This is a genomic window from Botrimarina colliarenosi, assembly GCF_007859955.1.
In the GTDB taxonomy this organism is placed as follows: domain Bacteria; phylum Planctomycetota; class Planctomycetia; order Pirellulales; family Lacipirellulaceae; genus Botrimarina; species Botrimarina colliarenosi.
This window is the reverse complement of record NZ_SJPR01000004.1, coordinates 511086-536984: the sequence shown is the minus strand read 5'-3', so window position 1 is coordinate 536984 and position 25899 is coordinate 511086. Positions and strand designations below refer to the sequence as shown.

Annotated in this window: 27 protein-coding genes and 1 pseudogene; 11 read left to right on the top strand and 17 right to left on the bottom strand. The window is 67.5% G+C overall.

From position 1 onward, the window contains the following. Positions 1-125: 125 nt before the first annotated feature. A pseudogene (locus tag Pla108_RS21655) lies at positions 126-251 on the top strand (IS256-like element ISCce2 family transposase); the annotation flags it as partial. Between the two features lie 134 nt (positions 252-385). Here Pla108_RS21655 and Pla108_RS16210 read toward each other — a convergent pair. The 5 genes from Pla108_RS16210 to Pla108_RS16190 form a co-directional block, all read right to left on the bottom strand. After that, positions 386-745, bottom strand: a complete 360-nt coding sequence (locus tag Pla108_RS16210; protein ID WP_146445998.1) for a hypothetical protein — start codon at positions 743-745, stop codon at positions 386-388. 64 nt (positions 746-809) lie between these two features. Beyond that, positions 810-1835, bottom strand: a complete 1026-nt coding sequence (locus Pla108_RS16205) for a glycoside hydrolase family 43 protein (protein WP_197526622.1) — start codon at positions 1833-1835, stop codon at positions 810-812. Between the two features lie 137 nt (positions 1836-1972). Beyond that, positions 1973-2305 carry a DUF5615 family PIN-like protein gene (locus Pla108_RS16200; protein ID WP_197526621.1) on the bottom strand — a complete coding sequence of 111 codons (333 nt, stop codon included), beginning with the start codon at positions 2303-2305 and terminating at the stop codon, positions 1973-1975. Between the two features lie 21 nt (positions 2306-2326). Further along, complete coding sequence (locus tag Pla108_RS16195) at positions 2327-2629, bottom strand: DUF433 domain-containing protein (protein WP_146445996.1); 303 nt, start codon at positions 2627-2629, stop codon at positions 2327-2329. A 109-nt stretch (positions 2630-2738) separates the two neighbouring features. Beyond that, positions 2739-4502 (bottom strand): NADPH-dependent assimilatory sulfite reductase hemoprotein subunit, encoded by a 1764-nt coding sequence (locus tag Pla108_RS16190; RefSeq protein ID WP_146445995.1) that lies wholly within the window; start codon positions 4500-4502, stop codon positions 2739-2741. A gap of 131 nt (positions 4503-4633) precedes the next feature. On the opposite strand from Pla108_RS16190, the gene Pla108_RS16185 reads away from it, so the two are divergent. The 3 genes from Pla108_RS16185 to phnD all read left to right on the top strand — a co-directional run bounded on the left by Pla108_RS16185 (position 4634) and on the right by phnD (position 7177). Continuing rightward, positions 4634-5134, top strand: a complete 501-nt coding sequence (locus tag Pla108_RS16185; RefSeq protein ID WP_146445994.1) for a phosphatidylglycerophosphatase A family protein — start codon at positions 4634-4636, stop codon at positions 5132-5134. A gap of 19 nt (positions 5135-5153) precedes the next feature. After that, positions 5154-6029, top strand: coding sequence for a bifunctional methylenetetrahydrofolate dehydrogenase/methenyltetrahydrofolate cyclohydrolase FolD (folD, locus tag Pla108_RS16180; protein ID WP_146445993.1), 876 nt, complete (start codon positions 5154-5156; stop codon positions 6027-6029). 86 nt (positions 6030-6115) lie between these two features. Then, the gene (phnD, locus tag Pla108_RS16175) at positions 6116-7177 is read left to right on the top strand and encodes a phosphate/phosphite/phosphonate ABC transporter substrate-binding protein (protein ID WP_146445992.1); all 1062 of its coding nucleotides are present in this window, start codon (positions 6116-6118) and stop codon (positions 7175-7177) included. On the opposite strand, the gene Pla108_RS16170 is transcribed toward phnD, so the two are convergent. After that, positions 7146-7973, bottom strand: a complete 828-nt coding sequence (locus tag Pla108_RS16170) for a TrmH family RNA methyltransferase (protein WP_146445991.1) — start codon at positions 7971-7973, stop codon at positions 7146-7148. The genes phnD and Pla108_RS16170 overlap by 32 nt on opposite strands. A 20-nt stretch (positions 7974-7993) precedes the next feature. Here Pla108_RS16170 and Pla108_RS16165 point away from each other — a divergent pair, with 20 nt between their 5' ends. Then, the gene (locus Pla108_RS16165) at positions 7994-8545 is read left to right on the top strand and encodes a cupin domain-containing protein (protein WP_146445990.1); all 552 of its coding nucleotides are present in this window, start codon (positions 7994-7996) and stop codon (positions 8543-8545) included. A 174-nt stretch (positions 8546-8719) separates the two neighbouring features. Beyond that, positions 8720-9472, top strand: coding sequence for a class I SAM-dependent methyltransferase (locus Pla108_RS16160; protein WP_197526620.1), 753 nt, complete (start codon positions 8720-8722; stop codon positions 9470-9472). 47 nt (positions 9473-9519) lie between these two features. Here the strand turns inward: Pla108_RS16160 and Pla108_RS16155 are convergent, their stop codons facing one another. Next, on the bottom strand, positions 9520-10254 hold the full coding sequence (locus Pla108_RS16155) for a DUF2817 domain-containing protein (RefSeq protein WP_146445988.1): 735 nt from the start codon (positions 10252-10254) through the stop codon (positions 9520-9522). 297 nt (positions 10255-10551) lie between these two features. Between Pla108_RS16155 and Pla108_RS16150 the strand changes: the two genes are divergently transcribed. The 3 genes from Pla108_RS16150 (at position 10552) to Pla108_RS16140 (ending at position 12972) form a co-directional block, all read left to right on the top strand. Beyond that, on the top strand, positions 10552-11130 hold the full coding sequence (locus Pla108_RS16150; RefSeq protein WP_146445987.1) for a PDZ domain-containing protein: 579 nt from the start codon (positions 10552-10554) through the stop codon (positions 11128-11130). A 168-nt stretch (positions 11131-11298) separates the two neighbouring features. Next, positions 11299-11586 carry a hypothetical protein gene (locus Pla108_RS16145; protein ID WP_146445986.1) on the top strand — a complete coding sequence of 96 codons (288 nt, stop codon included), beginning with the start codon at positions 11299-11301 and terminating at the stop codon, positions 11584-11586. 60 nt (positions 11587-11646) lie between these two features. Then, positions 11647-12972, top strand: a complete 1326-nt coding sequence (locus Pla108_RS16140) for a tetratricopeptide repeat protein (protein WP_146445985.1) — start codon at positions 11647-11649, stop codon at positions 12970-12972. Positions 12973-13018: 46 nt separating this feature from the next. On the opposite strand, the gene Pla108_RS16135 is transcribed toward Pla108_RS16140, so the two are convergent. From Pla108_RS16135 to Pla108_RS16120, 4 genes are all read right to left on the bottom strand, one after another. Further along, positions 13019-13402 carry a DMT family protein gene (locus Pla108_RS16135; protein WP_231934531.1) on the bottom strand — a complete coding sequence of 128 codons (384 nt, stop codon included), beginning with the start codon at positions 13400-13402 and terminating at the stop codon, positions 13019-13021. A gap of 40 nt (positions 13403-13442) precedes the next feature. After that, on the bottom strand, positions 13443-13862 hold the full coding sequence (locus Pla108_RS16130; protein WP_146445983.1) for a globin family protein: 420 nt from the start codon (positions 13860-13862) through the stop codon (positions 13443-13445). Between the two features lie 135 nt (positions 13863-13997). Then, entirely contained in the window at positions 13998-15674 is a 1677-nt protein-coding gene (locus tag Pla108_RS16125) for a hypothetical protein (protein ID WP_146445982.1), read from the bottom strand. A 28-nt stretch (positions 15675-15702) separates the two neighbouring features. Further along, on the bottom strand, positions 15703-16281 hold the full coding sequence (locus Pla108_RS16120; RefSeq protein WP_146445981.1) for a thioredoxin family protein: 579 nt from the start codon (positions 16279-16281) through the stop codon (positions 15703-15705). 358 nt (positions 16282-16639) lie between these two features. On the opposite strand from Pla108_RS16120, the gene trxA reads away from it, so the two are divergent. Then, positions 16640-16963, top strand: coding sequence for a thioredoxin (gene trxA, locus Pla108_RS16115; protein WP_146445980.1), 324 nt, complete (start codon positions 16640-16642; stop codon positions 16961-16963). Between the two features lie 182 nt (positions 16964-17145). Continuing rightward, a complete protein-coding gene (locus Pla108_RS16110; RefSeq protein WP_146445979.1) occupies positions 17146-18603 on the top strand; it encodes a hypothetical protein in 1458 nt (485 codons plus the stop codon). 137 nt (positions 18604-18740) lie between these two features. Here the strand turns inward: Pla108_RS16110 and Pla108_RS16105 are convergent, their stop codons facing one another. The 6 genes from Pla108_RS16105 to Pla108_RS16080 form a co-directional block, all read right to left on the bottom strand. Continuing rightward, positions 18741-20111: a pyridoxal phosphate-dependent decarboxylase family protein gene (locus tag Pla108_RS16105; protein ID WP_146445978.1), complete on the bottom strand. Its 1371-nt coding sequence runs from the start codon at positions 20109-20111 to the stop codon at positions 18741-18743. Between the two features lie 89 nt (positions 20112-20200). After that, a complete protein-coding gene (locus Pla108_RS16100) occupies positions 20201-20383 on the bottom strand; it encodes a hypothetical protein (RefSeq protein WP_146445977.1) in 183 nt (60 codons plus the stop codon). A 603-nt stretch (positions 20384-20986) separates the two neighbouring features. Next, complete coding sequence (locus Pla108_RS16095) at positions 20987-21691, bottom strand: RluA family pseudouridine synthase (protein ID WP_146445976.1); 705 nt, start codon at positions 21689-21691, stop codon at positions 20987-20989. 240 nt (positions 21692-21931) lie between these two features. Continuing rightward, positions 21932-22711, bottom strand: a complete 780-nt coding sequence (locus tag Pla108_RS16090) for an SDR family NAD(P)-dependent oxidoreductase (protein ID WP_146445975.1) — start codon at positions 22709-22711, stop codon at positions 21932-21934. After that, positions 22708-24081, bottom strand: coding sequence for a GTPase HflX (hflX, locus tag Pla108_RS16085; RefSeq protein WP_146445974.1), 1374 nt, complete (start codon positions 24079-24081; stop codon positions 22708-22710). The genes Pla108_RS16090 and hflX overlap by 4 nt, the downstream gene beginning before the upstream one ends. Positions 24082-24311: 230 nt before the next feature. Further along, positions 24312-25730 (bottom strand): hypothetical protein, encoded by a 1419-nt coding sequence (locus Pla108_RS16080; RefSeq protein ID WP_146445973.1) that lies wholly within the window; start codon positions 25728-25730, stop codon positions 24312-24314. Positions 25731-25899 lie beyond the last annotated feature (169 nt).

Here is a 25899-nt window from a genome sequence, read left to right as displayed (position 1 = left end):
TACGCACCACTTCTTCCGCGCTGTGACGCTTCCTTCGCTTCTCTGACATCGCGAGTCTCCTTGAGGCCCCTCCGGGGCGGTTGAGACTCTCATAACACCTGGATCCGCTTTTGGGGAGCAGGCCAGGGGCGTTCCCTGACGGGAACAGCGCCCTGATGCTGGTCGCGGCGAGGTTGCGTCACGTGGCGGGCACGAAGTGGGGCTCGCGGAAGTACCTCGACATGAGCCGCTTGGCAGAGCAAGACGCCGAAAANTTCAAAAGTCCGCCGACTCAAAGCAGAGAATCAAACGGAACCCAGGAGAGTGAGCTGATGCAGGCGGCCGCGCAGACCCTGTGAGGGGGTCTGCGGGCCGCTCCCCTACCAAGCCGGGGCACGCCGGAAAACTATGTGCGCAACTTGACGGACACTACCATCGCAGCCTCTGCGTCGCGGACAGAACGGTGTGACGATTTGATAAGTTCGTCGTATTTCTCCATGCCGGATCGGATTCTTATTGTGGCTTCCATTGCTATGTCGGGGTTTGGAAACGATTTTCCTAGCCCGTCAATCTTTCTCCTTAGGGCATTCGCCTCGTTTAAGTCTTGGGCTGCCCTGACCAGGTTTTCTAGTATCCTTGCAATGGTTTCTCGCCGAGACTCATGACGGTTCCAGCGATAAGAAAGTACTCCAAACAATAATCCCATTGCGCCGATGAACAATGATCCAATTGCGACAACCGTTTTTGGCTCAGACCATTCGTTCATTCTTGAATCCAGGGATGTCTTGTACTCTGACGACGTGGTGCCGGTGTAGAGGCGCCCGGCGACCCTATCGCGCCAGATCGACGGGCGACACCGAGGGTCCAACGCAACGCGGTCCGAAGCGGGTCCAGACGAGCGGATCGATACACATCTCACGGCGGGTCATTTTGGCGTCCCAGGCGTGGTAGACCGCGACGTCGGTGGAGCCGTCGGGCGTTCGGACGATCGAATGGTGGCCGGGCCCGCGGACGAGATTCGGGACGCCGCGCAGCACCCGGGCGTACTGGCCCTGGTCGTGGTAGTCGCCCGTGACCGAATCTGCGACGACGTAGTCGACGCCGTAGTTGATGGTGCCGAAGTTCGAACCGCTGTAGAAGCAGTAGTACTTGCCGTCGTGCTCGACGACCCAGGGCGCCTCGATCGTGTGCCAATCGAACTTCTTGCCGCCGAGCATCGGCATCACCCGGTCGGCCTCGAAGAGCGTCCAGTCGTAGCGCGGTCGGACGACCGTCTTCGGCTCGCCGGCGAGCCGCGTCATGTCGAGGAGGCGATCGACCACGATCCCCGTCCCCGCGCGGGCGCCGCCGTCGGTGTCGAGGAAATCCTTGGCGTAGAAGAAATACCACTGGCCGTCGTCATCCAGGAAAGGATGGCCATCGATAAAGAAGGGGGCGTTGGCGCCTTCTTTGAGCGCGACGCCATTGTCTCGGTAGGGGCCGGCTGGCGATTCGCTGGTGGCGACGCGGATCTCGAACCGCAGGTCGTCGAGCGTTCCGACCGAGTAGTACAGGTAGAAGGTTCCATTGTCGTAGGCCGCCTCCGGCGCCCAGTATTGCTTTTTCGTGTCGGCAATCGGCGGCGCCAGCGCCCCGCCTTGCTCCTTCCAATCAATGAGGTTGGTCGAAGTCAGGACGCGAAAGATTCTGCCATCCGGCATGCGCTCGTCGCCGGTCGTGCCGAACGCGTAGTAAGTCCCTTCGTGCAGCAGCACGCCGGGGTCGGGCATGTTCTCCGAATAGACGGGATTCGTGAAGGAGGTTGGCTCGTCCGCCATGGCCGTGGTGACGACGAGCGACAGGAGGCAAACAAGCACGGGCAATCGTTGCGGCATCGTTGGTGTTTATTTAGAAGAGTGCGTGTGGATGGTGAGACGCGTGGGTCAGGCTGTGTCTGCGTGTTTCCGCGGTTGTTCGTACCCGCCGTGGCAACGCTAAACGTTGCCTAGGCAGCCTACCGTAGTGGCAAATGGGTGACACGCCCGGCGATCTCGCGGAGGTCGCAGACCTGCAGGACGAGGTCGAGGTCGTTCACGAGCGGGCCGATGCCTGCCGCTAACTGATGGGCGTAGAGCACTCCGGTGAACGTTTGGCCCGACGACTGCCGCCCAGCGGCGATGCGGAGTAAGTCGTCGTCTTGGGTGAAGAGCATACGGCCGAGTTCGGTGGCGCGGTCGAGTAACGCGTCGTCAGTGAGACGATCGGCGCCGTCCGCTTGGGCGGTGAGCACGTCGTGGCCGAGACGTCGCAGACCTTCGCTTACCGCTGACGGTACGTGCACATCCATGTAGACCGGGATCGGCACGGCTTAGCCACGGCGCTTGAGCAACTCGGCCCGCGACAGACTGGCGGCGTCGCGAACTGCCGCTGCAGCCGACGCCGAACTGTTCAACGCAGTCAGGATTGTTTCGCGGTGGTCGTAGAAGTACGCGAGCGCGGCGTACACCTGCTCGGGCCGCAGGTCGGGGTGTTGCCGTAGCAATTCCTCGGCAGTCCAGCCGTGCTGAAAGTGCTCGGCGGCGAGCTGGACGACCTTGTACCGAGTCCCCTCGATCCGCGCCGTGGCGGGATCATCGGCGGTGACGTGGGGGTAGGCGATCGCGGCGGGCATGAGGACTCCTGTCGAGGGCTGCTACCAGTATAGCTTGCACGCCTTTCGGTCGCTCCCTAACGGTCGCGGCTCGGCGCTACTCGCTGTCCACCTACCGCGTTTGGCAACTTCACTCACCGCACGCCGTCAGTAGCGCGTCCTTCCCGGTCCGATCGCAGAAATCGCCTAGCGACTCGCCCTCGCTGCGGTTCGCTTTGAAGTGCGTGAAGACTTTGCCGAGCTCGGCCGCGACCTCGTCGGCGGGGACCATGTCTTTGTAGATCCAGTTCAGGCGGTGGCCCAGCACGCTGCCGCCGAGGAACATCGTGTACTTCTCCTTCGCCCGGCCGACGAGGCCGATGTCGGAGTTGTAGGGGCGGGCGCAGCCGTTGGGGCAGCCGGTCATGCGGGTCGTGAAGACCTCTTCATCGAGGCCGAGCTTGGTGATCTCGGCGTCGATCTGGTCCATGATCCCCGGCATGGCGCGCTCGCTCTCGGTGACCGCCAGGCCGCAGGTCGGCAGCGCTGGGCACGCCATGCTCCAACGCCGCGCGAGCGAGAAGTCTTCGGTGAGCGGCACGCCGTGCGACTTGAGGATCGACTCGAGCAGCGAGCGGGCGCCCGGTTCGATGTCGCAGAAGATCAGGTTTTGGTGCCCCGTGACGCGCAGCGGCGGGGCGAGCGTGCCGCAGATCTCGCGTAGGGCCGCCTTGAGGCGGAACGAGCCCTCGTCCTTGACGCGGCCGTTCTCGATCGTGAGGCCGTAGAACCAGCGGCCGTCGCCCTGCTCGCGCCAGCCCATGGCGTCGTCGTGGCCGACGATGGGGACCTCCTTCGGCGCGGCGAGGTCGCGGCCGGCGTACTCCTCGACCTTCGCCTTGAACTTCTCGAGGCCCCAATTGGCGACCAGGTACTTGAGGCGGGCCGTCTTGCGGTCGGTGCGGTCGCCGAAGTCGCGCTGCACCTTCATGATCGCCTCGGCGGCCGAGACCTCTTCGCCCACCGGGCAGTAGCAGAAGGGCTGGCCGACCGCGGCGAAGGTCTTGGCGGCGCTCGGCGTGCGGCCGAAGCCGCCGCCGGCGATCAGGTTGTAGCCAACGATGCGGCGCTCGGCGCCCACACCGTCGGTGATCGCCAGGAAGCCGATGTCTTGCGAGTAGATGTCGGCGTTGTTGTCCTCCGGGAGGGCGACGCCCAACTTGAACTTGCGCGGCAGGTAGGTCTTGCCATAGATCGGCTCGACCGGGTCGGCGTCCTTGATGCCGGAGGTCTTCGTCCCCTCGCCGCCGGCGGCGAGCGTCTTCTCGCCGGTCTCGATGTCGGTGACCCAGAGCTCGTAGTAGGCGCCGGTGCGCGGCTTGAAGTGCTCCTTGAGCCGGGCGGCCAGGTCCTGCATGTCGTTGTAGACGGCGCTCTGCACCGGCAGCGGCGAGCACATCACGTTGCGGCAGACGTCGCCACACGCGGCGAGCGTCGTCTGGCCGATCTCGACAACACGGTTGATGTACTTGCGGAGGTCGGTCTTGAGGATGCCGTGGACCTGGATCGCCTGGCGGGTCGTGAAGCGGAGGGTGCCGTTACCCACTTCGTCGCACAGGTCGAGCTGCGCCATGAGCTGGGCGCTAGAGAGCAGTCCGCCGGGGAGGACCGAGCGGACCATCATCGAGTAGTACTTGCCGCCCGGGACTTGGGCCGCCTTGGCCTCTTTGCGGCGGTCGCGGTCGTCCTGCTCGTAGGTGCCGTGGTGCTTGAGCAGCTGCATCGCCTCGCCGGTGAAGTTCGGCTCGCCGTTGACCAACTCCGTGGGGATGGGGCCGCTCAGGTAGTCGCTGGCCTCCTTGAACCCCTCGACGGGGGTGAGTGTGGGGGCGTCGTTGGCGGTGCTGTCGCTCATCGGTGGCGTTGTTCGGGGGCTTTTGCGGGGGAGATGCGGATTTCCAAGCATATCGGGGCGGGCGACTCGGGACTACACGGGCTGCGACCCCGGGGCCATACGCGCGGGCGGCGGGCCGCTAAGATAGGGCGATGCCGAGCGTCACCCCCCGAACCGCCTTTGCCGCCTGGATCGCCACGGGGCTTGGCTTAACGACAAAAACCCCCGCCCCTGGAACGGTCGGCGCCCTATGGGGCGTGCCGCTGTGGCTGGCCGTGTCGCAGCTGCCGGGATACCCGCTCCAATTGGGGACGCTGCTGGTGCTGATTGGGTTCGGTCCTCTGCTCTGCACCCGAGCCGCGCGGCAATTGGTCGCACTCGGGCTGGCGGTGGACACCAAGGACCCGCAGGCGATCACCTACGACGAATTCACCACCGTCGCGTTGGTCTACGCATTCGCGCCGGCAGCGAGCGGGGTTTGGCTGGTGGCCGGGTACGCACTGCACCGGCTGTTTGATATCACCAAGCCGTGGCCCTGCTGGCGGTTGGAGCTGCTCCCCGAGGGCTGGGGCGTCATGGCCGACGACGTGGCGGCGGCGATCTACGCCGGCATTTGTTACCGGCTGCTCTGGGGTTGGCTCGGCGGATCCTGATTCACGACGGAACGGAAACATGGCGACGATCATCGACGGCAAGCAAATCGCGCTCGATATCCGCGGCGAAGTCGCCGAGGGGGTCGCGGCGCTGGTCGCCGCCGGCGGGCCGACGCCGTGCCTCGCCGCGGTGCTCGTGGGCGACGACCCGGCGAGCCAGGTCTATGTCCGCAACAAAGAGAACGCCTGCGGCAAGGCGGGCATCGCCAGCCGCCTGCTACGTCTGCCGGCCGAGACGACCGAAGCCGAGCTGCTCGCCACGGTGGCCGAGCTCAACGCCGACTCCGCCGTCCACGGCATCCTGGTGCAGCTGCCGCTCCCCGGGCAGATCAACGCCGACCGCGTGCTCCGGGCGATCGACCCGGCGAAGGACGTCGACGCCTTCCACCCGGAAAACGTTGGCCTGATGGTGCAGGGGCAGCCGCGGTTCTTGCCCTGCACGCCGCACGGAGTGCTGCAGATGCTCCGCCGCAGCGGCGTCCCGACGGCCGGCAAGCACGCGGTGGTGATTGGCCGCAGCGACATCGTCGGCAAGCCGATGGCGGCCCTCCTCGCCCAGCGGGGGTGGGACTGCACCGTAACGCTCGCCCATAGCCTGACGCCCGACCTGCCGGCGGTTTGCCGGATGGGGGACCTTATTATCGCCGCGGTCGGCCGGCCGCGGATGGTTGGCGCCGACTGGATCAAGCCGGGCGCCGCGGTGATCGATGTCGGCATCAACCGTTTGCCGGACTCCGAGGGGGGCGGCCTGTGCGGCGATGTCGACTACGACGCCGCCGCTGCCGTCGCCGGCTGGATCACCCCGGTGCCGGGGGGGGTGGGCCCGATGACGGTGGCGATGCTCCTGCACAACACGTTGACCGCGGCCACCCTGTCGCAAGCCAGCGACGCCTAAGCCAGCGCGTTGCACGGGCCGGGGCGACTGGTATCCTTACGGACTTCCCGCTAGCTGAGACGCCCACCGAGCCCCGAGCTGCGACGATGAACCAGCCTGCGACGTTGAACCAGCCCGCCGACGCCTTCTCGGTCGCGCGTCTGTTGAAGGTCCTCGTGCCGATTTTGGCGGTGGCCTTGGCGGTGCGGTACCTGCTCCCGAGCTTCGAGCAAGCCGCGCAGCAAGAGTTCGAACAGAACATGCTCGCCAAGCTGCTCGGCCCGACCGAGGTGGCGTCGGAACAGGTGGCGTTCAAGGACGTCGACGGCGACCTGCTGTGCGACTTCCCCGCCGACGACCAGTGCGTGACGCCCGAGACGCTGGTCTTCTCCTACGTGGGCCCGCCGGAAGAGTCCGACGAGGCGACCTCCTGGGCAGACGTGCTGACCGCCCTCAGCGACGCGACCGGCCTGCCGGTCGAGTACCAGCACTACCCTTCGACCAGCGACCAAGTCGCGGCGCTCGCCGACGCCAAGCTGCACATCGTCGGCCTGAACACCGGCGCCATCCCGCTGGCGGTTGAGACGGCCGGATTCCACCCGGTCTGCACGTTCGGCCGCGAGGATGGCTCGTTCGGCTACACGATGAAGCTGCTGACCCGGGCGGAGGACGGCGTTGACGACCCCGCCAAGCTCGCCGGCAAGCGCATCGCCTTCACGACGCCCGACTCAAACTCCGGCTGCAAGGCCGCGCTGGTCTACCTGATGAACCAGCAAGACCTGCTCCCCGAACGCGACTACCAGTGGGGGTTCACCTTCGGTCACGAGACCTCGGTCAAGGAGTTGCTCGCGGGCGAACACGACGCGGCGCCGGTCGCCAGCGACATCCTCGAGCGGATGACAAACGACGGGGAAGTCGACGCCGACGCTTTGCAGGTGATTTACGAGTCGGAGCGGTTCCCGCCGGCGACCATCGGCTACGCGTACAACCTGTCACCCGAACTCCGCGAAGAGATCTCCAAGACGCTCCTCGGCTTCGTCTGGCCCGGCACCAGCGTCGAGGCGAAGTACGGCGCCTCGGGCGCGACGCAGTTTGTGCCGGTCAACTACAAGGACGACTGGGCCAACATCCGCCGCATTAATGCGACCGTTGAGTCGAAGAAGAAGTAGCCTTAGCGCCGCGTTGCCGCCGCGCCTCGTATAACAGCACCGCGGCGGCGGCCGACACATTGAGGCTGTCGGCGACTCCCCGCATCGGCAGGGCGATCCCCGTCGCGGCGGCGTCCCACGCCGGGTCGAGCCCCTCGGCCTCGCTGCCGAGCACGATCGCACAGCCACTAACGAAGTTGGCCGCTGTATACGCCATCGCCGCCTCGGGCCGCGTCGCGTAGAGCGTGACCCCGCGTTCTTGCAGCCACTGGCGGGTCTCGTCGGCCGTGGCGACCGCGATGTTCTGGCGGAAGACGGCGCCGACGCTGGCCCGAATCGCGTTGGGATTGAACAGGTCGACGCGCGGGTCGGCGACCACGACCGCATCGACCCCGGCCCCGTCGGCGGTGCGGAGGATCGCGCCGAGGTTGCCCGGCTTCTCGACGCCCGCCAGGATCGCAACCAGCGGCGCCGCGGGGAGTGTCAGGTCGGCGAGGCCGCGGGCTTGCCCCTCAGCGACGAGCACGACGCCATCGGCCCGGTCGCCGTAGGCGAGTTTCGCGAAGGCGTCACTCGCCACCGGGTAAGTCGGTACGCCCAGCCGCTGGAGTTCGGCGAGGGCCTCGGCGGCGCGCTCATGGGGGATCGACTCGTCGACGAACGCCTCGATCGGTGTGACGCCCGCCACCAGGGCGCGGAGGGTTTCGCGGGCGCCGTCGATGAGCAGGCGTCCGGTCGCCCGGCGGTGGCGGCTGTCCCGCAGCTGAGCCGCCTGCTTCAATCGCGGGTTGTGGCGACTAGTGATCCGCAGCGACATACGACAAGCGAGGGGACACGATGACGGGAAGCGATAGCAGCGGGGCGGGGCTGACCGCCGAGGCGTTGATCGAGCTCTTGGGCCTCGCGCCGTTGCCCGAGGAGGGGGGATTCTATCGCGAAACCTTCCGGTCGCCGCGGCGGCTGCCCGACGGGGCGATGGGCCCCGAGTACGCCGGCCCCCGCGACGCCCTCACCGCAATCTACTTCCTGGTGACGCCCGCGTCGCCCTCCGCCTGGCATGTGTTGCCGAGCGACGAGGTCTTCTTGTGGCACGCCGGCGCCGCGGTCGAGATGCTCCGGCTCCCCCCCGAGGGTCCCGCCGATCCGGTGACGCTCGGGAGCGACCTCCGCGCTGGCCAGCGGCCGCAGGGGGTTGTTGCGGGGGGCGTCTGGCAAGGTTGCCGGCTGGCCGACGACCCCGGGCCGGGTTGGGCGCTGATGAGTTGCCTGGTGGCGCCCGGCTTTGATTTCGCCGATTTCCACGTTGCGACGCCCGCCGAGGTGAGTGAGCTAGCAACCCGGTTTCCGGCGCAGGCCGAGGAGATCGCCCGACTGGCGCCGGCCTGGTAACGTCACCCAGCGGGGGAAATGGCATTCCCGCCGGCGGAGGGGTTCCGTAGGGTGCCGCCACGATTCGCCCTGTCTCCGCCTCCCCGGGAGCCCGCCATGACGGCAGTCTGTCCCCTCGTTGGCCGCCCTACCCAGACCGCCGCGACGCCCTACTCGCGCGGAGGCTATCGCCTCGTGCGTTGTCTAGAGACCGACTTCGTCTATCTTGAGAACCCGCCGGCCTACGAGGAAGTGCGGGACGATTTCCCGTGGGAGCAGACGATCCAAGCCGAACGCGACCGCCGCCGCCAAGCCGAGCCGGTTTTTTCTCGCCTGTCGGACGGGCTCAAACGTCTCAAGCTTTGGATCGCCCCGCGACGCAACCACACCTACACCCTCGCCGCCAAGACCGTCGCGACCGACGGCGCCGCGCCGCTGCGGCTGCTCGACGTCGGTTGCGGCAGTGGCCTGCTCGCGGTTGACTGCTGCGAACGCTTCGCCGCCGCGGGCCGCGACGTGACGCCGATTGGCCTCGAACTCTCCCCCCAACTCGCCAACGCGGCGGCGCAGCGCTTCGCCGACTGGTCGGGCGACGTCATCGCGGCGCCCGCCCTTGATGGCGTCGCGCAGATCGAAGACCACTCGATCCATGTCGCCACGCTGGTCAGCTTCCTAGAGCACGACCCGCGGCCGCTCGAACTGCTCCGCGCCCTCCGGCCCAAGCTGGCCCGGGATGGCGTCGCCATCGTGAAAGTGCCCAATTTCGCGTCGCTCAACCGGCGGCTGCGCGGCAAGCGGTGGTGCGGGTTCCGCTTCCCGGACCACGTCAACTACTTCACGCCCAGGACGCTCGGCGTGCTGGCCGGCGAGGCCGGCTACCGCGTCGTCCGCACCGATCGGCCGCTGCTGGGAGACAACATGTACATGGTGATCCGTCCAGCAGCCTGAGGGGGCGGCGGCTGGACATCGCCCCGCTGGCCGACCGTGTCGGGGGGCTAGTTCCCGCGGATGAAAGCGACCAGCGCCGCGCCGTAGTCGTTCCACAATCGGTCGGCGCCTTGCTCTTCGACGCCCTTGGGCAGCTCGAGCGTGACGATCGGCTTGCCGAGCACCTCGCCGACGTAGGAGCCGAGCGACCCGGGGCGGCCCCCGAGCTTCTTCACCGGCAGCCGGCCCTCGATCGCGTTGGACATCGCCGTCGCCAGCTCCTCGCCGGGGCCGTCGTAATCGACGCACAGCAGCGGCTGGTGGAGGCTCACGACCCGTTCGGGGTTGAACGTCTGCAGGGCCCGCATCAGGGCCCGTGACTCTGGTTCGGAGAGGGGCGTCTCGCCGTGGGTGGCGTGCTCGGTGCGATTGTCGGCCGGAAAGTTGCGGTTGAGATCGACGCCGTGGGTGTTGAACCGCTCGCGGCGGGCGTAGCCGTCGGGGTTGGCGACCGCGACGATGACGACGCGTCGCCCGGCCCAGTCGTCGGGGTGATCGGCGAGCCACGCCTCGAGGCGACCCATCAGCGGCGTCCCGGCGGGCTCGCTGCCGTGGATGCTGGCGATGACCAGCACCGTCTGTGCGGCGGTTTCCGCTCCGTGAACCTGGGCGGTGATCGGCCGGCCGTCGACGCTCTGCCCGAGAACCATTTCCTCGGGGTTCGCCCGCCCCGAACTCGCCATGGCGAGTAGGGCGAGCAGGGTCAGCGATCGAGCGATAGCGGCGATGTTCGGGCAGGTCATCTCTCCACGCTAGCCGCTTCGGCGGCGTCACGGAACTAACCGGATCGCGCAATCATTGATGTCAAAGTAGCCTCTCCAAATGGCGGGCAAGTTGTCAATTTGATATCGTTTCTGGCGACGTTAGTGATATCCGTCAAGTGAAGTGTCGGTCGTAAGTGCATGATAATTAATGGCTTGCGTCGCCGTTGGGCTGTTTGTGGCACAGCGTGAGCTTAAAGGGAAAGCAAACCGAAGCCGTCAAACATCGGCTGTCGCAGCGCACCACTTCCTCCCTCCCTTCGATCCAGGAGCCCTCCGATGTCCCGCCCCGCCTCGCTCGCCGCCCTCTCCGCCGTCGCCGCCATGGTCCTCGGCACGGGCGCCTCAGCCCAAGCCGGTCACCACTGCGACGGCGGGTGGCATCCCGGCCCCGCGCCGACCGTCGTTGGCAAGCCGATCAACTGGCGCCCGCAGCCCTCGGTGGTCCCGACCCGTTCGTGGTACTTCGGCATGAGCCTGCAGATCACGCAGTCGCCGTTCGGTCGCGGCCTGCAGGTGGCGAGCGTCACGCCGGGGAGTCCCGCCGCCCGAGCGGGCCTTGAGGCGGGCGACGTCCTGCTCTCGGCCGGCGGCGTCAGCCTCCAAGGCGCCTACAGCAACGAGCACGGCGTGCAATTGCTGCAGTCGGCGATGGGGGCCGGCGCCCCAGCCCCGACGGCGGTGGCGACCTACACCGTCGCCCCGTCGCCGAGCGTGCAGTTGACGGTCGTCAACGTCCGCACGGGGCAGCTGACCGGCGTCAACGTGCAGCCGATCGCGACCGGCGGCCCGGCGCCGACGTTGACGTCGCCCGCCCCCGTGGCGAGCTACCCGTCGCCCGCCGTCAGCGCGTTCTGAAAGGCGGCCCGTTCGGAGCCGTCGCGACCGGCCAGGGGCGCCCTGGGGTCGCGACGGCTTTTTTATCGGGCGAGCGTGCGCGCGACGCGTTTCCCTCGTTTCCTTACTTAGCGGCACGATCGACGCGATCACCCCCAACGCCGCTTCAGCACTCGAAGAGTTGAAACCATGAACGGCCGTCTCCTCAGCGTCTTGGTGTTGGTCGGAACCCTGGCGGCATTGGTCATCGCGGCGACCCTAGTGGGGCCGACAACCGAAGAGGCGGGGCTCGACCGCAGCCTGCCCTCGATCGTTTCGTTGGCGGACGTGTCGATGAGCCTCGCCACGGCGCCGGCCGCGATTCAACCTCCGACGAGCTACGGGCAGCGGGCCATCCAGCAGATCGTCCGCCGTCTCGCCGACGAATCGGCGCCGTACGGGTCGTCCCAGTACGGGCTGGCGATCGCCGTCCGGTGAGTGGCCACGGCGACCTGTCGCGGGCCGTTGCTGGGCGGTGTTCGATTACAATGGCCCGCTATGGCCGTTCCCGACCCGTCGCACTTCCGTCTCCGCGACAGCGTCGCCGTTGAGGCGGGGGAACCGGGCCGTGTCATACTCTGGGCGCCCGGCGACGCCGACGGGGAGCGGGTGCGGCTGGCGAGCGTCGCGGGCGCCGTGGTCGAGTCCGCCCACGGGGTGCAGAGTCTGCTTGTCGACGCCACGCCGATGCGCCTCACACCGCCTGGCTGGCTGAAGGCGTTGCGGACCCGTCTGGGGTTCGACGACGGAGCCGAGTGGCGGGCGCCCACCGGCGAGGCCGCCACGGTCGCGGGGGAGAAACGCAAAGGGCTCCGGTTCGCTTGGTCGGACGACGCCGACCAGCCGCTCACCGAGGGGCAAGCCGTGGAGGCCTGGCCCGCCGCCCGGATCGATCGCCGGCTTGGCGAGAATTTGTTCGTCGTCTCGGGGGCCGACACGCCTTCGTCGGCAGACCCGGATGACGACACGTCGGACCCGCTCAAGCAGGCCGTCGCCACCCTGCAAAACGCTCGGCGACAGGACGATGCGGGCGCTGAGCTACAGAGCCTGATCGACCACGGGGCCGCGTTAACCCGCTCAGGCAACGCCGCCGCCGGCGTGCCACAGCTTGAGAAGGCTGTCACGCTCGCCGCGGCACGCCAAGACCGCCTCCGCTTGCGCGACGCGCGGACCAACCTTGGCGCCGCGTACCTCGATCTCCGTCGCGGCGACCAGGCGGTGGCGGAGTTCCAAGCGGTCCTCGACGACGCCCGCGAGGCGGGCGACCGCTACTCCGAAAAAATGATGCTCAGCCAGTTGGGAACGGCCTGGTCGCTGGCGATGGACCCGGCCGCGGCGCTGCGGTACTTCGAGGCGGCGCTGCGGATCGCCGAGTCGCTCGACGATCCGGCCGACCAAGCCGACCTCTGGTGGCGCGCCGCGGTGTGCCACGACGAGCTCGGCGACCGCCCGTCGGCCACCGAAGCGGGCGAGCGGTCGATCGCGCTGCTGCGGAGGCTCGGCTCGCCGGTGGCGGAGGTCTACGCCCAGCGCCTGCCGACGCTGACGGACGACGCCGCTCCGGTTGCGCGGGGGCCGAGCGTCTTACGAATGGCGATGAGCGCCGCGACGGCGCTGACGCGGTTTGCCGGGTCGGGTTTCCGGCGCGTTGATGCGGAGACCCGCGCGGCGCGCCTCGCTCTCTGTGGCGCCTGCGAGCAGCACACGGGCGTCCGCTGCCGGGCGTGCGGATGCTTCACGGCGCAGAAGACATGGCTTCCGCACGAGCGGTGCCCCCTGGGCAAATGGCCCGCTGAAAAACGACCGGCCGCCGAGCGCCGATGACCGGCCCGCACCGGCCTATCCGCCACGCTCAACCTGCCCGCCACGCTCAGGTGGTCGCGGGCGAGCGGAACACGAAGTAGACCGCCGCCACGATGCAGAGGGCGGCCCACAGGTGGTCCCAGCGGAGCGTCGCCTTCATGTAAAAGACGGCGAACGGAACGAACACCGACAGGGCGATCACTTCCTGCAACAGCTTGAGTTGCCCCAGGTCGAGCCGCGTGTAGCCGACCCGGTTGGCCGGCACCTGCAGGAGGTACTCGAAGAGGGCGATCCCCCAGCTAGCGAGCGCCGCGACGATCCACGGCTTGCCGCTCAGGTCCTTCAGGTGGGCGTACCAGGCGAACGTCATGAAGACGTTCGAGAAGGTTAGCAGGACGATCGTTGTCGCGACGGGGGGCATGGTGGCGAGCGCTGGGGTAGGGCGGGACACAGTCCCGGCAGCGTACGCCATTCCGTCCGAGCCGGGCAGCTCAGGCCGTGACCGCCCGTTGGGCGTCGATCATCACCGAGGAGGCGACGCCGTAAACGTCGACCCACGCCTGCTCGACCTCGGGGGTCCAGGCGTCGCCGAGTTGCTCCTGGAGCGCCCCGATCAGCGCCTCGCCGACAACGGGGTAGTGCTCGGGCTCCGCGCCGTAGCCGGCATGCCGTTCGGCGAGCCGAGTGAGTTCGGTGATCACGGTGCTCAGGTCATCGAGCTTCGTCACGACCACGTCGAGCGACGCGCCCAGTTTGCGTCGCTGCTCGCGCAGGTCGTCGGGGAACAGCGGCCGGACGCCGGGCGCCAGTTCGAACAGCCGGGCGTAGAACCGCTTGGTCAGCGTCAGGCTATCGGCCTTCGCTAGCTTCCACGTCGCGCGGACCAACTGCTTGGTTTCGACAGGCAACATCGTACGGACTCGACCGGGCTTAGAACGGGAGGGGCGACCGCGGCTCGGGCCGCCTCCGGAGCAACGTTAGGCCACAAAACCCCACGGTCGATTCGCGTCTTCCCACATGCCGCGGCGTCACGACGCCGATATCCGCTACAGATCGACGGGCGCCCGACGAACTCGGGCCCGCCGGCGCCGGGTGGCGCCCGCCGCCACGAGGCCCAGGGCCGCCATTCCGAGCGAGGCGCCCTCGGGCGTCGCGACGGCGTTATTCGCGTACGCGTCTCGCCAGACGGTGTAGTCCGCCGCATTGACCGAGCCGTCACGATTGCCGTCGGCGAGCGAAAAACCCGTCGATCCGTAGGCCACTTGCCAGGCGGCAAGGTCGTTGAGGTCGGCGTCGCCATCGAGGTCGTAATCGCCCGGCAGCAGCGGCGCCGCATCGGGCGAGATAAGCAGCCCCAATTGGGCGCCGCTCGACCCGCTCCCCTGTAGCGAGGTCATCAGCACGCTCCCTGGCTGGTACCCCAGCTCGATCGAGGCGTCGATGACGCCGGACGGTTCGGACCCGGCCGCGGCGATCTGCACTCGCGATCCGCCGTCGCGGTCGATCTGGAAAATGCCGTCGCCGTCGCCATCCTCCTGGACATAGATCATGCCGTCATAGGACCAAGTCACATTGTCCGGGGCGCCGATCGGTGCGGTGCTGTTATCGTCGATCTGAGTAAGGCTAACGGGCGAGTTCGCGCGATCGAAGTCGCCCGACTCGGTGAAAGTGAGGTCGACCTTCATGCGATAGACGCCGTCGAGTTGCGCGCCGAGGACCACCTCCGTGCCGTCGCGGGGATTCGTGTGAACGTCCTCGAGTTTCTTCTCCAGCAGCGCGTTGGGGGCGTCGGCGATCGTGGTCCAAAAGCCGCTGACCGTGCCGTCCGGGAGATCGCTCTTGCTGCCCGACGACGGCTTGAACAGATAGGTCGTTCCGCCGCGGAGTCCGTTGCGTTCGAGGAAGTCGATCTCGCCGTCGGCGTTGGCGTCGATCCCCTTTTCACCGACGTAGAGCCGGATGTAGTCGCCGACGCCGCTGCCGACATCGGGGCTCAAGATCAGGGCGACATGCGCCGTCTCGCCGGTGTCCACCGCGGCGGCGTTCTCCCACGACGAGCGGCCCAGGTCGGTGGCTTCCCAGAGCGTGCGGGTCGCCTCGTCGAGGGCGTAGAAGTACCCGCCGTTCACCTCTTCGCCTGTCAGGTAGATCGAGTCAACGAATCCGCGTGCTCCGTCGAAGGCCAGAGCGTGATGGGACGTCCCGGAGCAGAACCGCGAAAAGTTGGCCGCGCCGTAGGCGGCGACCTCCACCGGTCCGACCGCCACCGGCGCCGGGTCCGATTGGGCGTCGTAGCCGCCGTCGAAAATGGTCTCGTAAGCAAACCCGGCCCCAATCACCGGCGTCGTTGCGCCAACCGCCAAGCCATTGCGGACATACTCGATCTGTTGCCGGAGTGCGTCCGGGTCAAGCTCGACCCGGGTGATCGCCGCTTGGGAGGTCTCGTGATTGATCCAGACCGACAGCGAATCGGCCCGGGGGTAGATCCCCAATCCGTCGTAGGTGGCGTGGGTCGCGACTGAGCCAAACCCTGGGTCGGCGACGCCCGCTAGGCTGTCCCCTTGCGAGAGGATCTCGATCGCCTTCCAGCCGTTGAGTGTCGCGAGGCCGAGTGGCGTCTGCCCATTGAGAGCGGCGGCAGGCGTTGCCACCAGTCCCGCCAGCAGGCCCAGCAAAGCGGTCCCGGAACCCGTGCGGTTACAACCGTAGTGAAGAGTTGACATGCCCGCAGCCTAGCCAGAGGCGTTTCGACTAGTTGAAGTAATCGGGCTCGCCGCCCGGCTTCCACTTGATGTTGCAGCCAATCGAGGGGAGCTGCTTCTCGCTCGGCTTGTCGCCCGCCAGGACGGCGTCGCAGGCGGCGCGGAGGTCTTCGCCAGTCGGCTTTAAGCCGCTGTCGGGCCGCGTGCTGTCGAACTGCCCCCGATAGGCCAGCTGGTGGTCGCCGTCGAACAGGAAGAAGTCGGGCGTGCAGGCGGCCCGGTACGCCTTGGCCACGTCCTGGGTCCCGTCGTAGAGGTACGGGAACGTGTAGCCGCGCGCCTCGGCCTCGAGGGCCATCTTGTCGATCGAGTCGGCCGGGTAGGCGTCGGCGTCGTTGGCGCTGATCGCGACGATGTCGAGCCCCTTGGCGTGGTACTCCTTGCCGAAGGCGGCGAGGGCGTCGGCCAGGTGGATCACGAACGGGCAGTGGTTGCAGATGAACATCACCAGCAGACCCTTCGGCGACTTGAACTCGGCCAGTGAGACGGTCTCCCCCAGGGCGCTGGGGAGCGAAAAGTCGGGCGCCGCTGTTCCGAGGGGCAACATGGTGCTGGGCGTGCGAACCATCTGTCGGACTCCTGCGTCTATCAGTGCATGCGATTGCCGTGACCTCCCCGGCCGGGACGCCAAGCGGCTCTACCCGAGTAGACCGCGTTGGCGGTCCGCAGGCAACGCACCCACCGGTCCGCCAGCACGGCGCAGCGTTGACAGCAGGGGGAGGCCCCCTAAAATCACGCGGCGCAGAGAGTTAGGGCAACCATCCCAACCGACCCCGCCCCGATCCGGCCAGCGGGGGCCGGTCTTTCCCCTTCAAGCAACACATCGCACACCGAGAGACGGGAGTTCCCGAGGTGACCGCGATTCCGGCCCTGTCGGCCCGAATCGCTGCCCGGACGCCCCCCCTCAATCCCCCGCGGAGGTCCTCATGGGCGTTTTGGAAATCACCGACGGCAATTTTGAAGACGAGGTCCTCAAGTGTGAGACCCCCGTGCTGCTCGACTTCTGGGCTCCCTGGTGCGGCCCCTGCCGCCAGATCGCCCCGCTGATCGAGGAGCTGGCCGGCGAGAACTCGGGCTCGGCCAAGGTCGCCAAGCTGAATGTCGAGGACGCCCCCGGCGCCGCCCAGACCTACGGCGTCAGCAGCATCCCGACGCTGATGGTCTTCAAGGACGGCGAGGTGGTTGACCGCTTCGTCGGTATCCAGGCCAAGAACCGCCTGCAAGAAGCGATCAACGCCGCCAAGGCCTGATCCCCTCGGATTCATCGACAGACCAACGCCAAGGGCGGCGAGACGCGGGTCTCGCCGCCCTTGTTTCGTTCACGCAACCGACCTTCAAGTCCGCGGCGCCAAGCAGCCGATGACAGACCGGGGGAATTGTGCCGGTTGTACGGCCTTTGCCAGCTAGCATTACCAGCTCGAAGACTCCCGCGATGAGCGACGAAAAGAACACCCGCATCGATACGGCCCACGCCGGACGCCCCGCCGCGAGCCGGGCGCCCCTGTCGGACCAGGTGGTCCGTGTCGAGGCGGCCTCGGCGTTGCCGCTCGCGGCGCCGTCGCTCGCCCCCGCGCCGGCGGCGGAGGGGCACGCCGGGCAGCTCGCCAAGTGGTTGCAGACCCGTAGCCGCGAGTTGCAGGGCCGCGCCCAGCAGCTCGACAGCCAGGAGGCCGACCTCGAAGCGAAGGTCGCCGCCGCCCGCAACGCCCTCGAAGCAGAACGCGCCGCCCTCGAGACGCGCGAGGCGGCGCTCGAGCGCCCCGCCGCCGACCCGGCGCTGCTCGCCCAGATCGCCGCCCGGGAGAAGGACCTCGACACCCGCGAGGCGAACCTCGACCACGAGGTCTCGTCGCTCGCCCGCTCCAAGGCGGCGTTCGGCGAGAAGCTCGACAGCCTCGACCGCGAACGCAAGGCGGTCGACGAGCGGGCCAAGGAGTTCGACGCCCTCGCCACAAAGCTCGCCGACGAAAGCCGCGACCAGCAACGCGCCGCCGCCGAGCTTGAGCTCCGCCACGCCGAGCTCCGGCAGCTCGAGGAGCATCGCAAGGAAGCCGAGGTCTCGCTCAACGAGCGTGAGCACCGCCTCGCCCTGCGTCACCAAGAGATCGAGACCGCCCTCAAGCGGTACGAAAAGCTCGACGCCACCGAGCGACGGGTCGCCGAGCTCGAGGAGCAGCTCGCCGCGTCGGCCGAGCGGGACGCCAATCTCGCCATCGCCGAACGCCTTGTCGCCGATGAGCGGGCCGCGCTCGCCCGCCGGTTGGCCGATGTCGAACGCCGCGAGGCGGAGATCCGGCTCCGCAACGACCGTGACCGCACGACGCTCGGCGCCGACCGCGAGGTCTGGCGGGTCGAGGCCAAAGCGGCCGCCCAGCGGACCGACCGCCGCGAGGGCGAGCTCGACCGCCGGGCCGAGTCGCTCCGCCGCTTGCAGACCGAGCTCGAGAACACGCAACGCGAGGTGCTCGAGATGCGCCTCGCCACCGAGGAGACCTGGGCCCAGCTGACGGGCGTCTTGGCGCCGGCGACGCTCACCAAGTCGATCGCCCGCGTCCGGGGTCAACTCGCCGACCACTACGGGCACACCCTTCAGAAGATCGCCGACGAGCGCGGCGCGCTCCGCGAGGCGGCCGCCCAGATCAACGCCGAGTTCAAACGCCTCGAGTCGCAGCGGCTCACCCTCACCGAGTGGGCCAACCGCCGCCACGAAGAGTTCGGCGACGCCGCCGACCGCCTTGAAGGCCGCGAGCATGAGCTCGACCGGCAGCAGCGCCAGTTCGAGAAGCTCGAAGTCCGCTGGGCCGCCGAACGGCAGGAATACCGCGACCAGATCCGCAACCTGCTGGCCGAGCTCCGCGGGCCGGAGCTCAAGGTCCACCGCGCGGCGTAAGCCAGCGCATTTCCCCCTCCCTTTCAGGGAGGGGCTAGGGGAGGGTCTTCGCGGTCAAGACAGGATCACTCCCCTGTGCTGAACGGTTTCACCCTCCCCTAACCCCTCCCTGAAAGGGAGGGGGATTTTTGAGTGCTCTACCCCGCGACGGCTTCACGGGCGGCCTCGAACGCCGCCACGCTCCGCGTCACGTCTTCCGGCGACGTCACCCACGACGACACGCTCACCCGAATCGCGGCCCGCTCCCGCCACACGGCGCCGCCGCACCAGCACTCGCCCGACGCTTGCACCGCGGCGAGCGTCGCCCGCGTCGCTTCGTCGTCTTCGCAGGCGACGAGCACCTGGTTGAAGACCACGTCGTTGAGCACCCGGAATCCCGCCGCCGCCAGCTCTTCGGCGAACTGCACCGCGCGGTCGTGGAGCCCGCTCACCAGCTCGTCCATGCCGCTGCGGCCCAGGTAACGCATCGTCGCCCACAGCTCGACGACGCGCGAGCGGCGGCTCATCTCGGGCGTGTAGGCCATGCCGTTGCGGTGCGTATCGTTCGGCAGGTACGAGCCCGAGAACTTCATCGCCTCGGCCAACGCCGCGCGGTCGCGGCACAGCACGACGCCATTGTCGTACGGCGTGTTGAGCGTCTTGTGGGCGTCGGCCGTGAGCGAATCGGCGTCTTCGATGCCCCGCGTCAGCGACGCCAGCCCCGGCGACACGGCCGCCCAGAGCCCAAAGGCGCCATCCACATGGACCCACGCCGAGGCCTCTCTCGCGCGAGCTACCGCCTCGGCGATCGGGTCAAACGACCCGGTGCAGACGTTCCCCGCTTGCAGGATCAGGAGGGTCCGGTCGTCGAGCGGCGGCAGCCGGTCGAGCCGCAGGCGGCCTTGGTCGTCGGTCGCGACAGGATCGACACACGCCTGGCCGAAGCCGAGCAGGTTGATCGCCTTGGCGACTGAGGCGTGGGCCTGGTCCCCCGTGACGATTCGCAGGGCGGGGGACTCTCGCAAGCCGCGTTCGTTGACGTCCCAACCAAGCCTCGCCAAGAGCCGATAGCGAGCCGCCGCGAGGCCGCAGAGCGTCGCGATCGACGAGCCGCTGACGAAGCCCGCAACGGTTCCTTCCGGCATTCCAAACAGTTCGCGCAACCACCCCTCGACAACGGTTTCGAGCCGCGAGCAGAGGGGCGACGACGCGTACGTCGCGGCGTTCTGGTCCCAGACGCTGGCGAGCTGCTTCGCGGCGAGGCCGACCGGCACGACGCTGCCGTTGACGAACCCGAAGTACCGCCCGCCAATCTGGTTGACCGTCGCGGGGCCGCCAACGCGATGCAATTGCTCGAGAATCTCATGAGCGTCGCCGGGCCCTTGAGGCAGCGGCTCGTCAAAGGCGTCGAGCGCCGCGATTGCGTCGGGCGTCGGGAAAATGTTGCGCTCGCCGCTCGCGGCGAGATACTCCAGCGCATAGCGCTGCGCATCGGCAACGACACGCGGGTCCGCAAACTCACGGGCCATCGCATCACGGAGAGGGGACGGGTCGCTGGGCACGCCGATTCACCACGGACAAAAGGAGGACTCGCTCAAAAAAAGGCGAGCCCACGACGTTAGTCGTGGCAGCGGAGCGGGTCAAAGGCGCCACCCGAGGTGAGCGGTTCGCTCACCACCGTCGGGGCCACCCGCGTCAAGATGTCAGAATAGCAATTAACGACATCGACAAGAAAACCAATATGCAACACGCAGCAATGATCAAGGCTGTTCGGCGTCGCTGTCGTCGACAGTTTTGGCATAGCAACATGTATTCCATGTTTGCACTACCGGCAAAATTGTTACTGCCGCGACTGGGCGATCTAGTGATGCGATAGTCAATCTGCCCGTCGCAGGAATCATCTAGTCCGAACCTTCGGCCACATCGGCTACAAATGCCATTGAAGAGACCATCGGTAATTATGGAAAAATTGCGGCCGCGCGACATGCATGTACACCAAGACGTATAGCCGTGTCCTTGGTTGGACTTTGACAGTCACCTCACCCACTTGAGTAAGTTACTGCGTTCGTAGGGCGACTTTCTCTTTGTTGCAATATTGAGTAGCGAGCGGCGAGCTCAATCGCTCAGAGCAGACTACCATGCCCCAGGTCAGCATGAGAGTGCGGCGTGGCGGCGCGATTGAGGGAGAGCCCACGACGCGAGTCGTGGGCTCTAGAAGTTGCGTTGGCAGCGGTGTTACGTCCACTCGGCCGTACCGGCAGGTCTGAGCCGGGGGCGTTAGCCTCCGGAGGGGGCTGGGTACCCGCTTCGCTCCGTGGGCTTGCGCCCACGGCTCAGGCGTGTGCGAGTGGTGAGAGTTCTTCGCTTCACACCCACGATTAACATCGTGGGCTCGCCGTTGTTGTTAAGCGTTGATGTTGAGGTCTTGCAGTTTTGGCGCCAGCCACGCCTCCCCCAGCGGCGCCGTCACTTCAACCGACTCGTCACGCATCGGGTGGCGGAACGACAGGCTGCGGGCGTGCAGCGCGATTTGGCGGGCGCGTTCGTCCTCGTGCTGGATCCCGAACGGCGTCGTCGCGCCGTACTGCGAGTCGCCGAGCACGGCGTGGCCGCGGCTGGCGGCTTGGACGCGGATCTGGTGCGTGCGGCCGGTCTCGAGGGTGATCTCGAGCCACGTCTTGCCCTCCGCCCGTCCACGCACGCGGTAGTGCAGGATGGCGTGCTTGCCGCGCGGGTCGTCTTCGGGGACGACGATCGCCTGGGCCATGCCGTGCCGCTTGTGGAGGTGGTCGCGCCACGTCCCCTCGTCTTCCACGACGGCGCCTTCCACGACGGCCCAGTAGGTCTTGCCGACGGTCCGTTCTTGGAACTGCTTGGCGAGCCGCTGCGTCGCCCGCAGGTTGCGGCCCCAGACAATCGAGCCGGTGACCGGCCGGTCGAGCCGGTGGATGATGCCGAGGTAGAAGTTCCCCTCGAGCCGCTCGCGCTGGCGGTAGAAGTCGCGGACCCAGAGCTCGAGCGAGTCGATGCCATTCGGCGCCTGCGTCAACAATCCTGGCGGCTTGTTGACCACCAGCACCGGACCGTCGTCGTAGAGAATCGAAAGCATCGGCAGAGACGAGAGGCTGAAGGCAAGGTTGCGTTGGCAAGACGATTGCGTTGGCAAGACGATTGAGCGACGACGCTGACGAGTGCCTTGTTAACGCTAGGAAATGGGGGTTGGCGCCATCAGCCGTTTTGGCGCTAGCCACGGTTCTTCGTGATTCAACCGGGGCTAGCGCCCAATCGGCTCATCCTAGAATTCAGCTCTGGCAAGGCACTAGAGGCTGGCGCCATCCTAACGCCTGGCTCACCCGTGCCGGCTCAAGAGCCAGTCGAAGAGCCACGGGGCGTAGCGGGCGCCGCGGACGATCGCCCAGTCTTCCCAGGCGATGGCGACCTCGTTCTTGCGGCGTTCGACGCCCCAGACGACCCGCGCGGCGACCTTCTCAGGCGTGACGCCGCGGCGCTCGCCCCACGGGACGTGCTCGCGGCGCTCGATCAGGTGCTCTCGGAATTCGCTCGCGATCGTCGACGGGGAGGCGTGCAGCACGTGGATCCCCAGCCGCGCCATCTCGGGCCGCACTGCCTCGCAGAGGCCGCGGAGGGCGAACTTGCTCGCGCAGTAGTCGGCCGTGTGCGGCACGCCACGCCAGGCGAGGACCGAGCCGACATTCGCGACGCACGCCCGCGGGCTCTCGCGGAGCAGCGGGACCGCCTCGCGCATCAGCTCGGCGGGGGCGAAGAAGTTGACGTCGAAGACTTGTCGCAGGCGAGCGGGGTCGGCCTCGTGGAAGCGGCCGTGGGCGCCGACGCCGGCGTTGTTGATCACGAGGTCGAGCCCGCCGAGTTCGTCGGCCGCCGCATCGAACGCGCGGGCCCGATCGGCGGCGATCGTGACGTCGCCTACAACGGGGACAACGCGTCCGCCCGCCGCCTTGGCGAGTCGGGCGGTCTCGGCGAGGGCGTCATCGCGGCGCGCGAGCAGCACGCTGCTAACGCCCGCCACCGCGAGCCGCACGGCCAGCGCACGGCCGACGCCTCCCGAGGCGCCGGTGACGATCGCCCGTTGTCCCGCCAGTCGGCTCACGCGACGTCGCCCATCGGGGCGTTGTCGCTCGGCGAGACGCCGCCGAGGTCTACCACGGTGGGCGCCTTCGGCTGGCCATTGTCGGCCGGCTTGTCGTCCCGCGGGCGGATGTCGGCTTCTTTGGGCGAGACGCGGCCCAGGTACTTGCGCGGCACACGGCAATGGACCGTGACGCGTTCCTCGTTGAAGGTGCGGCTGAGGATCTCGCCGTGCTTCGCTAAGTAGGCGAGCAGCTTCCCGTTGCCGACCGACAATTCGATGTCGGCCTCGACGAATTCGCGGCTCAGGGCGTCGCTGACCGCCATCTTGAGATGGTCGATGCCCTCGCCGGTCTTGGCGCTCAGGCGGACCGAGCCGGGGTAGTGGCTCTCCAGGACGTTGAGCGACGCCTCGTCGGCGGCGTCGGCCTTGTTGAGCACCAGCAGCGTGTCTTTCTCCTCGATGCCGATCTCTTTGAGGACCGTGTAGACCGCCCGGATCTGGTCCTCGGCCGAGGGGCTGCTGGCGTCGGCGACGTGCAGCAAGAGGTCGGCTTGGCGGGACTCTTCGAGGGTCGCCTTGAAGCTCGCGATCAGCCGGTGAGGCAGGTCGCGGATGAAACCGACCGTGTCGCTCAGCAGCACAGGTCCCCAGCCCGGCAGCCGCCACTGGCGGGTGCGGGTGTCGAGCGTCGCGAACAGCTGGTCCTGGGCGTAGACCGACGCGTCGGTCAGGCGGTTGAGCAGCGTGCTCTTGCCGGCGTTGGTGTAGCCGACGAGTGAGACGGTCATGCGGTCGCTGCGGGCGGCGACTTCGCGCTCCTTGCGATGGAGCACCTTATCGAGGTCGTGCTTGAGGTCGCTGATGCGCTTCTCGACGAGGCGGCGGTCGGTCTCGAGCTGCTTCTCACCAGGACCACGCATGCCGACGCCCATCTTGAGGCGCGACAAGTGGGTCCACATCCGCTTGAGGCGCGGCAGAGAGTACTCGAGCTGCGCGAGCTCGACCGCGAGGCGGGCCTCGTGTGTCTGCGCGCGGGTGCTGAAGATGTCGAGGATCAGCTCGGTGCGGTCGAGCACCTTGGCGCCGGTCGCCTCTTCGAGGTTACGGACCTGCGCGGGCGAGAGGTCGTTGTCGAAGACCACGACGTCAGCCTCGCTCGCCTCGACGAGTTGCTTGAGTTGTTCGAGCTTTCCCTTGCCGAGATAGCTGGCGGGCTCGGGAGTCGATCGACGCTGATACAGTCGCCCTGCAATCTGGGCGCCGGCGGACTCGACCAGTCCGGCGAGCTCGTCGAGCGGTTCTTCGGCGCGGGGGGGCGTGTCGGCGAGTTGAACGCCGACCAAGATTGCCGACTCACTGTCGACGCTCTGATTGCGATCGATTTCCATTAAGTGATGGTTTGCTCCGTTTGGTGGCTTAGTGACTTATGCAGCTTGGCGGCGAGCGGGCGGCGAGCCGGTGGGCGCTGGCGCCTCTCTCAGTATAAACCGACTCGCTGTTCTGCCTACGCGGACTTTGGATTCTCAGGTCGGCCAAAAAAAGCGAAAAACGCCGCACCCGGGGCGAATCCCCGGGGCGGCGTAGCGATTGACACGTTGAAAACGATTGGGGTTCACCCTCACCAGACGTACTCGACGCCCGCCGTAAAACCGTGGAAGAACGCCTCGCCGTTGCTGTTGGCCCCGGCCGCCGGACCGACGCCCGCCGGCAGAGCGGTCTGCTGGAATTGGCTGATGTTGTTGATGTCGCCGTAGGGCTGGGCCAGGGCCGTGCTGTCGCCGACCGTCGCCAGGTCGCTGATGAATAGGAACTCGTAGCCCGCCTTGAGCGACCAACTCGGCGTCAGGTCGGCCACCGCCATCAGCTTGGCCTCAGCCATGAAGGCGGTCTGGTCGCCCGAGAACAACTCGCTGTTGAAGGAGGGCCCGGTCGCCGAAGCGACGACCGACTTCGCCTTGTAGCTGTTGTTGTAGAGGCCGACCTTCGACTCACCGCCGACGCGGAGCCCCTGCAGCAGGGTGATCCACATGTCGCCGCCGACCTGCACGCCCGCCAAGTCGTTGTCCGCCTCGGAGCCGATGCTAATCGAGCCGGGCGTGGCGAACGAGCTGAACGTCAGCGACTCGTTCAAGTTGGTGTAGCGGAAGCCAATCAGCAGCGTGCCGCTCACCCGCGGGTTGAAGCCGACCCAGTAGCGGCGGTAAGACGCTTCGGCCGTGTGCAGTTCGCTCTCGTACTCCAGCATGTGCCGGTCGGCGTTGGCGGTCTCAGCAAAGTCGGCGCCCGACGGGGGGCCGGCCGTGCCGTCCTGGTCAAAGTCGCCGTTGGTGGCGCTGCCGTAGAGGCTGTAAACCGAGAACAGCTGCGTCGAACCTTGCTGCAGGGCGACCGCCGAGTCGTCCCAGTACATGCCGCTGTAGGTAAACTCGACGACGCTCAGAGCGCCGACATCGAACCGGCCCGTCAGGCGGTAGCCGTCGCCGTCTTCGCTGTTCACGTCGCCCCCCCGCAGAGCCACGCGGGCCTCGTCAAACGGGCTGGTGACAACCGTATTGTCGTCGTTCACAAACCCGTTGGTCGAGTAGACCGTCGAGTTCGTGAGGGGCGACTTGTCGCGGCTGTAGTGCAGGTACTCGGCGGAGAAATCGAAGTAGTGCGGGCCGCACTGCTCGGTGTTCATGTAGGCGCCGCCGAACGGATCGCCCCCCGCCCCGCCGGGCATGCCGCCGCCCCCGTAGCCGCCGGGCGGGCAGCCGTATTGGGCCGGGCTGCCGTACTGGGCCTGGGTGACGTACTGAGATGGCGAGGCGTACTGAGCCGGCATCACCAGCGGGTCGCCGTAGGCGTCCACAAAGGCGTCAGCGCCCGCGATCGGTCCCCCCATCGCGGCGTGGGCCGAGCCCGCCAGCGCGCCGGGACCTCCGGCGACAAAGCCGGGCTGAGCGAGAAGCCCTTGGGCCGCCGCCGGGGCCACGCCCCCGCACCAACCCAATAGACCAAAGCAGGCCGCCGTAGCGGTCGCACGAAGAGTCCTCATCGCTTCCCCCCCAAACGGTGTCGCGGCGCCGTACGCCGCGGATGTGCTGCGGATACCCGCTATCCCCCGCCCTATTGCCGATCCTTCAGGCCGCAGAAGCGGTTCGTTCGTGAGTACCTATCGGAGCGGCGTCACCGGACGAACCAGTCGATTCGGCACAGGCGGTAAA

What these genes read in the sequence shown, in the direction of transcription:
- Pla108_RS16210 (WP_146445998.1), bottom strand. Translation starts at nt 745, where the DNA reads ATGAACGAATGGTCTGAGCCAAAAACGGTTGTCGCAATTGGATCATTG.
- Pla108_RS16200 (WP_197526621.1), bottom strand. Translation starts at nt 2,305, where the DNA reads ATGGATGTGCACGTACCGTCAGCGGTAAGCGAAGGTCTGCGACGTCTC.
- Pla108_RS16195 (WP_146445996.1), bottom strand. Translation starts at nt 2,629, where the DNA reads ATGCCCGCCGCGATCGCCTACCCCCACGTCACCGCCGATGATCCCGCC.
- Pla108_RS16190 (WP_146445995.1), bottom strand. Translation starts at nt 4,502, where the DNA reads ATGAGCGACAGCACCGCCAACGACGCCCCCACACTCACCCCCGTCGAG.
- Pla108_RS16185 (WP_146445994.1), top strand. Translation starts at nt 4,634, where the DNA reads ATGCCGAGCGTCACCCCCCGAACCGCCTTTGCCGCCTGGATCGCCACG.
- folD (WP_146445993.1), top strand. Translation starts at nt 5,154, where the DNA reads ATGGCGACGATCATCGACGGCAAGCAAATCGCGCTCGATATCCGCGGC.
- phnD (WP_146445992.1), top strand. Translation starts at nt 6,116, where the DNA reads ATGAACCAGCCTGCGACGTTGAACCAGCCCGCCGACGCCTTCTCGGTC.
- Pla108_RS16170 (WP_146445991.1), bottom strand. Translation starts at nt 7,973, where the DNA reads ATGTCGCTGCGGATCACTAGTCGCCACAACCCGCGATTGAAGCAGGCG.
- Pla108_RS16165 (WP_146445990.1), top strand. Translation starts at nt 7,994, where the DNA reads ATGACGGGAAGCGATAGCAGCGGGGCGGGGCTGACCGCCGAGGCGTTG.
- Pla108_RS16155 (WP_146445988.1), bottom strand. Translation starts at nt 10,254, where the DNA reads ATGACCTGCCCGAACATCGCCGCTATCGCTCGATCGCTGACCCTGCTC.
- Pla108_RS16150 (WP_146445987.1), top strand. Translation starts at nt 10,552, where the DNA reads ATGTCCCGCCCCGCCTCGCTCGCCGCCCTCTCCGCCGTCGCCGCCATG.
- Pla108_RS16145 (WP_146445986.1), top strand. Translation starts at nt 11,299, where the DNA reads ATGAACGGCCGTCTCCTCAGCGTCTTGGTGTTGGTCGGAACCCTGGCG.
- Pla108_RS16140 (WP_146445985.1), top strand. Translation starts at nt 11,647, where the DNA reads ATGGCCGTTCCCGACCCGTCGCACTTCCGTCTCCGCGACAGCGTCGCC.
- Pla108_RS16130 (WP_146445983.1), bottom strand. Translation starts at nt 13,862, where the DNA reads ATGTTGCCTGTCGAAACCAAGCAGTTGGTCCGCGCGACGTGGAAGCTA.
- Pla108_RS16125 (WP_146445982.1), bottom strand. Translation starts at nt 15,674, where the DNA reads ATGTCAACTCTTCACTACGGTTGTAACCGCACGGGTTCCGGGACCGCT.
- Pla108_RS16120 (WP_146445981.1), bottom strand. Translation starts at nt 16,281, where the DNA reads ATGGTTCGCACGCCCAGCACCATGTTGCCCCTCGGAACAGCGGCGCCC.
- trxA (WP_146445980.1), top strand. Translation starts at nt 16,640, where the DNA reads ATGGGCGTTTTGGAAATCACCGACGGCAATTTTGAAGACGAGGTCCTC.
- Pla108_RS16110 (WP_146445979.1), top strand. Translation starts at nt 17,146, where the DNA reads ATGAGCGACGAAAAGAACACCCGCATCGATACGGCCCACGCCGGACGC.
- Pla108_RS16105 (WP_146445978.1), bottom strand. Translation starts at nt 20,111, where the DNA reads ATGGCCCGTGAGTTTGCGGACCCGCGTGTCGTTGCCGATGCGCAGCGC.
- Pla108_RS16100 (WP_146445977.1), bottom strand. Translation starts at nt 20,383, where the DNA reads ATGCCAAAACTGTCGACGACAGCGACGCCGAACAGCCTTGATCATTGC.
- Pla108_RS16095 (WP_146445976.1), bottom strand. Translation starts at nt 21,691, where the DNA reads ATGCTTTCGATTCTCTACGACGACGGTCCGGTGCTGGTGGTCAACAAG.
- hflX (WP_146445974.1), bottom strand. Translation starts at nt 24,081, where the DNA reads ATGGAAATCGATCGCAATCAGAGCGTCGACAGTGAGTCGGCAATCTTG.
- Pla108_RS16080 (WP_146445973.1), bottom strand. Translation starts at nt 25,730, where the DNA reads ATGAGGACTCTTCGTGCGACCGCTACGGCGGCCTGCTTTGGTCTATTG.